At 37.1% G+C, this 869-nt stretch carries 1 protein-coding gene; it reads right to left on the reverse strand.

Translation table 11 applies throughout. The features are described from left to right. The coding region (locus ACFQZW_RS11255) for a Gfo/Idh/MocA family protein (RefSeq protein ID WP_386783081.1) at positions 1–869 on the reverse strand (869 nt) is incomplete at both ends.

Genomic DNA, 869 nt, shown 5'->3' on the forward strand with positions numbered 1-869 from the left:
CCTTCTATATATATTCTATTGCCATCTACTTCCCAAAGACCATTTGATCCTTGTACTCTAAAACCTAAAGAATACGGTCTTGGTAAATTACAATCATGAGTAACAATAATGGTTTCTCCATTAGCGGTTTCTATAGTGGAAGTAATGACATCTCCTTGTTTAAACTTCAACTTTGCATTGGGATGATCGGCTCCTCCGTTTTTTACAATATAATTATGTAAACCTATTCCTTTGGTTGCATTAGCCGTTAGTGATGTAAAGCGATTTCCTCTGTTGATATTGCTCATCGCTGCAATAGGACCTACACCATGGGTTGGGTATACATCAGCGTTTCTTAATAAGGAATGTTGTGTTCTCCAAGCCGATTCTGAAATCCCTTTCTCTCCAAACTCAACCCCTTTTCCATAGGCACTTTTACCATCGTTTAGTTTTACAAAGCGTAAATCGTGTTGGTAACCACATCTAAAATGTACCAGTTCTCCAAAAACATTTTGTTTTACCATATTCAACACTGCCAATACATCTCTTCGGTAATTCACATTTTCTAAAATCATTAAATGTGTTCCTGTTTGTTCGTGGGTATTTACCAAATCCCAACATTCTTCCATTGTATTAGCTGCAGAAACTTCTAACCCTGTATATTTCCCCGCTAGCATAGCATCTTTTGCCATACGAGTGTGCCAAAGCCACGGAGTTGCTATAATTACAGCATCTACCTCTTTTAAGGCTAATAAATTTCTATAGTCATAATCACTACTTCCAAACACGGCTGGCTTTTTTTGACCTGCTTTTTCTATTCGGTCTAATGCAATGGAAATTCTATTGGGATCAATATCACAAATGGCTGTGACCAATACATCATTTCTTAA

It is taken from the genome of Lutibacter aestuarii, from assembly GCF_042676885.1.
Lineage (GTDB): Bacteria > Bacteroidota > Bacteroidia > Flavobacteriales > Flavobacteriaceae > Lutibacter > Lutibacter aestuarii.